This is a genomic window from Pararobbsia alpina, from assembly GCF_902859895.1.
Lineage (GTDB): Bacteria > Pseudomonadota > Gammaproteobacteria > Burkholderiales > Burkholderiaceae > Pararobbsia > Pararobbsia alpina.
The window spans coordinates 1-6,005 of the sequence record NZ_CADIKM010000100.1; the positions used below are offsets into that span (position 1 = coordinate 1).

6 protein-coding genes are annotated in these 6,005 nt (G+C 62.1%); 1 reads left to right on the forward strand and 5 read right to left on the reverse strand.

Going from position 1 to position 6,005, the window contains the following annotated elements:
- Positions 1 to 21: 21 nt before the first annotated feature.
- Genes HV670_RS29105 through HV670_RS29125 form a run of 5 tightly spaced genes read right to left on the reverse strand, consistent with a single transcriptional unit; the run spans position 22 to position 4,202 of the window.
- Positions 22 to 1,008: a sll0787 family AIR synthase-like protein gene (locus HV670_RS29105; RefSeq protein WP_175108405.1), complete on the reverse strand. Its 987-nt coding sequence runs from the start codon at positions 1,006 to 1,008 to the stop codon at positions 22 to 24.
- Positions 1,005 to 1,589 carry an MSMEG_0567/Sll0786 family nitrogen starvation N-acetyltransferase gene (locus HV670_RS29110; RefSeq protein ID WP_175108406.1) on the reverse strand — a complete coding sequence of 195 codons (585 nt, stop codon included), beginning with the start codon at positions 1,587 to 1,589 and terminating at the stop codon, positions 1,005 to 1,007. The genes HV670_RS29105 and HV670_RS29110 overlap by 4 nt, the downstream gene beginning before the upstream one ends.
- 2 nt (positions 1,590 to 1,591) lie before the next feature.
- Positions 1,592 to 2,662 carry an MSMEG_0568 family radical SAM protein gene (locus HV670_RS29115; RefSeq protein WP_175108408.1) on the reverse strand — a complete coding sequence of 357 codons (1,071 nt, stop codon included), beginning with the start codon at positions 2,660 to 2,662 and terminating at the stop codon, positions 1,592 to 1,594.
- Complete coding sequence (locus HV670_RS29120; RefSeq protein WP_175108407.1) at positions 2,655 to 3,701, reverse strand: Nit6803 family nitrilase; 1,047 nt, start codon at positions 3,699 to 3,701, stop codon at positions 2,655 to 2,657. Before HV670_RS29120 ends, HV670_RS29115 begins: the two co-directional genes overlap by 8 nt.
- 18 nt (positions 3,702 to 3,719) lie before the next feature.
- Positions 3,720 to 4,202 (reverse strand): MSMEG_0572/Sll0783 family nitrogen starvation response protein, encoded by a 483-nt coding sequence (locus HV670_RS29125; protein ID WP_054040483.1) that lies wholly within the window; start codon positions 4,200 to 4,202, stop codon positions 3,720 to 3,722.
- A gap of 415 nt (positions 4,203 to 4,617) precedes the next feature.
- Here HV670_RS29125 and HV670_RS29130 point away from each other — a divergent pair.
- Positions 4,618 to 6,005 (forward strand): aminotransferase-like domain-containing protein (locus HV670_RS29130; RefSeq protein ID WP_175108409.1); only part of this gene is annotated, 1,388 nt, incomplete at its 3' end.

Consider the following 6,005-nt stretch of genomic DNA (forward strand, 5'->3'; position numbering starts at 1 on the left):
CGATCCGCAATGCGTCCATGATCATCGCGGCACCTGATCGGCCGGGACGATAAACGGCTCGCTGCCGAAGTCCCACAACACTGCCACATCGTCCCCGCGATGGACGACCGCTTGGCGCGTTGCGTCTACCGTCCCAATCTCCGCGCAGGTCAGCGAGCGCGCTTCAAATCGCGCCTGCACGCGTTCGACGTACGCTTCACGCACCGAGAGCAGGTAGCCGAAACTCGGAAACGCGGTGACCCAACGCGCAAGCGGCACGTCAGCCGGCTTCGGGATCGCGTCGAGATCGATGCGAGCGCCGACCTGCGAACATTCGAGCAACATCAATGCCGTGCCGAGCGTACCCGCCATGCTGATATCTTTCGCTGCATCACACAGCCCGTTCTCGGCTAACTGTGGCAACAGCTCAAGGTCATCGCGCAGACGCGAAGCCGGCGTTCCGACTGAAGCATTCCAGAACGGATACGGTTCCTCGAAGCGGCCGCGCAGATCGACCGCCATCAGGAGGCGGTCGCCCGGTCTCGCGTTGAAACTCGACAACAGCGCGTTAGCGCGGCCCAGAATCGACACGGCCAGTTGCGCCTGATCGCTTCGCGCATTGGTGTGTCCGCCAACAATCGGCACCCCATACGCCACCGAGGCCGCCACCATTCCCGCAAGCACCTCGTGCGCCGCGCCGACGCCATCGCTCCACAACGCATTCACGACCGCGAGCGGCCGCCCGCCCATAGCGTAGACATCGCTGACGTTGACCATCACGCTGCTGTAGCCGGCGAACCATGGCATCGCCTGCACGAAGTCACTGACCATGCCTTCGATGGCGAACAACAGGTAAGCGTCGCCATCCGGCAACGCCGCGCAATCGTCGCCCACCGCCACTGCCTGGCCGAGATCGCCGGCACCGCCCGGCAGCTGCCGCGCCAGCGACGACACTACGCCGGCGATATCGGTCTTGTGCTGAAAGCCGCGGCTTTCACGCAAGCTCGCGACCAGATCCGCCACACTCATGACCCGCTCCGCGATTGCGTGACAAAGCCGCTGCGCGGTGTCGTGCACGGCGGGTAGTGCTGAAGCTGCGCCTGCATCAGATGATGCGGACGGCCGAGCATCCTTTCCTCTGCAAGTACATCCCAACGCAGACGGCGAAACAGCGGCACATTTTGGCTCTGCACATGCGCGAGGAATGTCTGACAGCCGAGCGCATGCGCGCTCGTCACGGCGAGACGGATCAGCGTTGCACCGATCTTGCCGTGACGGCGAAACGCAGCGTGCACGGCGAGCCGCGAACCGAACCAGACGCCAGGCTCTTCCTGATGGATCCGCACCGTGCCGACCACTTGCTCCGGCATCCCGGCAATACAGCTCACCGCCACCAGTTGCTGCGCACGCTCGTCGATCTCGTCGCGGTCGTCGCCGACGAAGATGCCCTGCTCGATGCAGAACACCGCGCGCCGCAACTTGTAGGCCTCATCGGCTTCCCACTGAAGCGTGGTCCACTTGATCCGGTATTCGGTCGGCGTGTACAACGCTGGCGCAACATCCAGGTCGTTCAGTTCAGCCGATGCACCCGCAATCGCTTCGCCAAACATGATCACTCCTCGTACGAAGACAGGGACGAGCACGCGCCGCACTTGCCGCAGCCGGCCTTGATGTCCGCCGAGCGCATTTCAGCCGCGGCGAGCATGGCGCCGAGCGGCTGCAACACCGACTTCATGAACTCCGGCGACGGCGCCGGATGATCTTCAAGCGGCGTGCCGCTGATCGGCACGAATGGCACGACAAACGGATACACGCCAAGGTCGATCAGCTCGCGCGAAATCGCGAGAATCGCTTCGGCGGTGTCACCAAGTCCCGCGAGGATATAGGTGCTCACCTGTCCCCGTCCAAACACGGCGACCGCGGCCTTGAATGCATCCATATAGCGCGACAGCGGCACGCTCGATTTACCGGGCATGATGCGTTCGCGCAACGACGGCGTCACCACTTCGAGATGCATGCCGAGCGTGTCGACGCCGCTCACCTTCATGCGCGCGAACCATTGATCGTCGTCCGGTGGTTCGCATTGCGCCTGGATCGGCAGATCGACCGCGGCCCTGATCGCGAACGCACTCTCGCAGAGAATTTTCGCACCACGATCGCTGCTGGGCGGCGTGCCGGTCGTCAGCACCATATGCTTGACACCGTCCAACAGCACCGCCGCTCGCGCGACTTCTGCAAGCTGCTCCGGTGTCTTGCGCGCAATCGTGCGACCCGCTGCAAGCGATTGACCGATCGCGCAGAACTTGCACGTCTTGCGGCGGCTCTCGTAGCGAATGCAGGTTTGCAGCACGGTGCTCGCCAGCACATCGGCGCTGTGTAGCGTTGCGATGTGCGAGTACGGCACGCCGTCGAGCGTCTGCATGCCGTAAAAGCGCGGCGCCTTTGGAAAGCTGATATTGGCAATCGGAATCGTGCCGCGCAGCAATGCACTGGTGCCGTGTGCGTCGGCAGGCGCGGCAACGAACGGCGAATGCCATGCCGTGTTCGTATGCACCGGCACCATGATGGTCACGCCGTCCACCGTGACGGCCTTGTGATCAGACGGTCCCGCGCCACCGCGCCGGCTGGCGACGCCGGTACCAGGATCGGCCAGCCGCAAGCCGACCGACTGCAATTCAGTCATCAATTGCCGGCTCGCGGCGGGCAAGGTCTCGCTGGAATTCATCGCGGCATCCCATGGTTGAGTTGAAATCGGTGCTGGACGAGGCGTTCCACGCATTGCCCGGAAACGGCATCGGCGACACTGTCGTAGCCGGCCGCTCGTTGATGGCGAGGCTCAGCAATTCGGGCCGCGCATAGTGGCCGACCGAATCCATCATGCGTTTGCGCTTGGTGATCAGCGCCATGTCGAGATCGGCGATCACCATGCCTTCGCCTTCACGCAGCGGCGCAGCCAGATGCTGCCCCTCGGGTGACACGATTGCCGTATTGCAGCCGCCACGCAGCGCCTTTTGCATATTCGTGTCGCTCGTGACCGATGCGATCTGCGCCTCAGTCAGCCACCCCGTCGCGTTCACGACGAAGCAGCCCGACTCGAGCGCGTGATGGCGGATCGTTACTTCGATCTGCTCGGCGAAAATCGGCCCCACCAGCGAACCTGGAAACTGACTGCAGTGAATTTCCTCGTGCTGCGTCATCAACGCGTAGCGGGCGAGCGGGTTGTAGTGCTCCCAGCACGCCAGCGCCCCCACCCGCGCCACCTCCGTCTGCACGACCCTCAGCCCAGACGCATCGCCTTGCCCCCAGATCATCCGCTCGTGGAACGTCGGTGTGATCTTGCGGCGCTTAAGCAGCAACTGGCCATCGGCATCGAAGATCAGTTGCGTGTTGTACAGGCTGCCGTAATCGCGCTCGTTCACGCCAAGCACGACGACCATGCGATGCAGGCGGGCGCGCTCGGCCACCGCATGCGTCACGGGGCCGGGCACCACCACCGCTTCTTCATAAAGCCGCATGTGATCGGCGCCCGAGGCGACCGGTGGCCGCACGAACGAAAAGTACGGGTAATACGGCACGAAGGTTTCGGGAAACACGATCAGTTGCACGCCTTCGCGCGCCGCCTGATCGATCGCCTCACAAACCTTGTTGAGCGTGCCGTCGCTGCGCTCGAAGTCCGGTGAAATCTGGACTGCAGCGGCACGAACGATGCGTTTTTCAGACATGGTGGTAGCCGCCTGTGCTCAAACCGTCCAAGTGTGGATGATCAGCGCGTTGTCCTTGCGATGCAGAAGCTGGATGTCCAGCACGTCGAGCGGGCTGATCGGTCGAATGCCTTCGATCAGCGACGCTTCGCCATGTCCATACAAAGCTTGCAACGCGAAGCGGCACGCATACACCTTGCCGCCCTCTTCCATGAACTTCATCAGTTGCTTGTTGAAATTCAGATGACCCGGGAACGCTTCGTCACCGAGTGTCGGGAAACCTCGCTGCAGACCGAGCGTCACGCCCGGGCCGTAAAGGAGCACCGAGGTTTCGAAACCTTTACGCTGCAGGCGCGTGGCTTGTAGAAGATTGACGAAGCCGATCGAGCCTTCGAACGCCACCGTATGAAACGTGACGAGTGCCTTTTCACCTGGCTCGGCCTTCACGTCCTCGAAGACTTTCTCTTCGTAGTCGACGAGGTAATCGCCCTTCTGATGCAGCGGCTTGTTGACAGCTGGCATGGCACTCTCCAATGTGATATGCGTGAACAGGAAATGAAGCGTGATATCAAGGCGCCGCCTTACGTTTGCGCCGAGACCACTAACGCAACGGCCGTGCCAATGATGGCCGCCGCCAATGCGATCACTTTCCGATCAAACAGACATTCATTCGCTAGGAGTGCAGAAATTTGTTTGGTCCGAAGGTTGCATATAGCGAGCTTAGCTAATGAAATCGGCCGCACAGTCGTCTATCGCACCAGCCAGGTGCGATCTCCATGGTGAAAATGCCCCGCCCCAGTGCAATCATTCACCACATTCGCCCAGCGTCCCGTCCAATCAATCCGATCAGTTTGGACCGCTTATGCGATCTCTTTTCCAGCGCTGATCCGACCATGCGTGACGTCTTTTCCGATAGTCTTCTATTTCCATGAACACCATGAGAAGCCCGACTCACCACTGGATCAAACGTCTTGCCGAAGTCCGCAAACCGGCTTATCTCGCGATCCCGGATCTGATAGAGGAAGATCTCGCGACCGGACGCTTGCGCCCCCGCGACCGACTGCCGGGCCTGCGCGATCTGGCCGACGAACTGGCACTGAACTACACTACCGTGGCACGCGCCTATGCCGAGGCGAAAAAGCGCGGCCTGCTCGATTCGCGCGCCGGCAGTGGCACCTTCGTGCGCGGCCGCACCGCGACGCCGCCGCTAAGTGGTGGCAGCAGCTTCGAAATGACGATGAACACGCCCCCCGAGCCCGCCGACTACTCCGCGCTCCTGCGTGAATCCGCCGCCCGTCTGATGTCGAATAGCGACCCGTACCAACTGTTGCGTTATCAGGAATTCGGCGGCACGCCAGCAGACAAAGCGGCGGGCACGGAGTGGTTAAAGCGCCGCCTCGCTCATTGCTCGCCGGACAACGTACTGGTGTGTCCGGGCATTCATAGCGCTCTCGTCGCACTCGTCTCGCAGCTGGCACGCCCGGGCACAACAATTTGTCTCGACACGCTCGCCTATCCGGGCATCAAGGCTATCGCGGCGCAACTGGGGGTGCGTTTGCAGGCGCTCGTACGCGACGACGAAGGGCCACTGGCGCATGCGTTCGAAGCGCTCTGCAGGACCGACAAGCCAAGCGCGCTCTATTGCAATCCGACGCTGCAGAACCCAAGCACACTGACGCTCACGCGAAGGCGGCGTGAGGCGCTCGCCGACGTGGCATTACGCTATAGCGTGCCGATCATCGAGGACGACGCATACGCGATGTTGCCGCAGCAACCGCCGGACCCGCTGGCGAGTTTCGCGCCTGAGCTGACTTACTACATAACGGGAATGTCGAAAAATTTAGGTGCCGGGTTGCGCGTCGCTTATCTGCACGCGCCGACTCCGCGTCAAGCGCAGCGCCTGGCAGGCGCACTGTGCGCGACCACCGTGATGGCGAGTCCATTTACGGTGTCGCTCGCCACGCAGTGGGTTGCCGACGGCACGGCGCAAGAGATGCTCAGCGCGATTCGCAGCGAGTCGAAAGCGCGCCAGGCGATTGCCGCTCGCGTGCTCGGCGCGTCGTCCTATGATGCGCATCCAGACGGCTTTCATCTGTGGCTGCCAATTCCCTACGAAGGCAGCTGGAGTGCTTCGGAACTAGCGCTGCAGTTACGTAGTCAAGGCATTGCCGCTGTCGCCGCCGCGGCGTTCTCGACTGACGGCAATCCGCCCAACGCGCTGCGTGTATGTCTGGGAGGTTCGAAGAATCGGATCGAATGCGAGCGGGCGCTGCGCGTAATCGCCGAGATGCTCGAGCATCCGCATCTTCTGCATTCGCCAGTGAT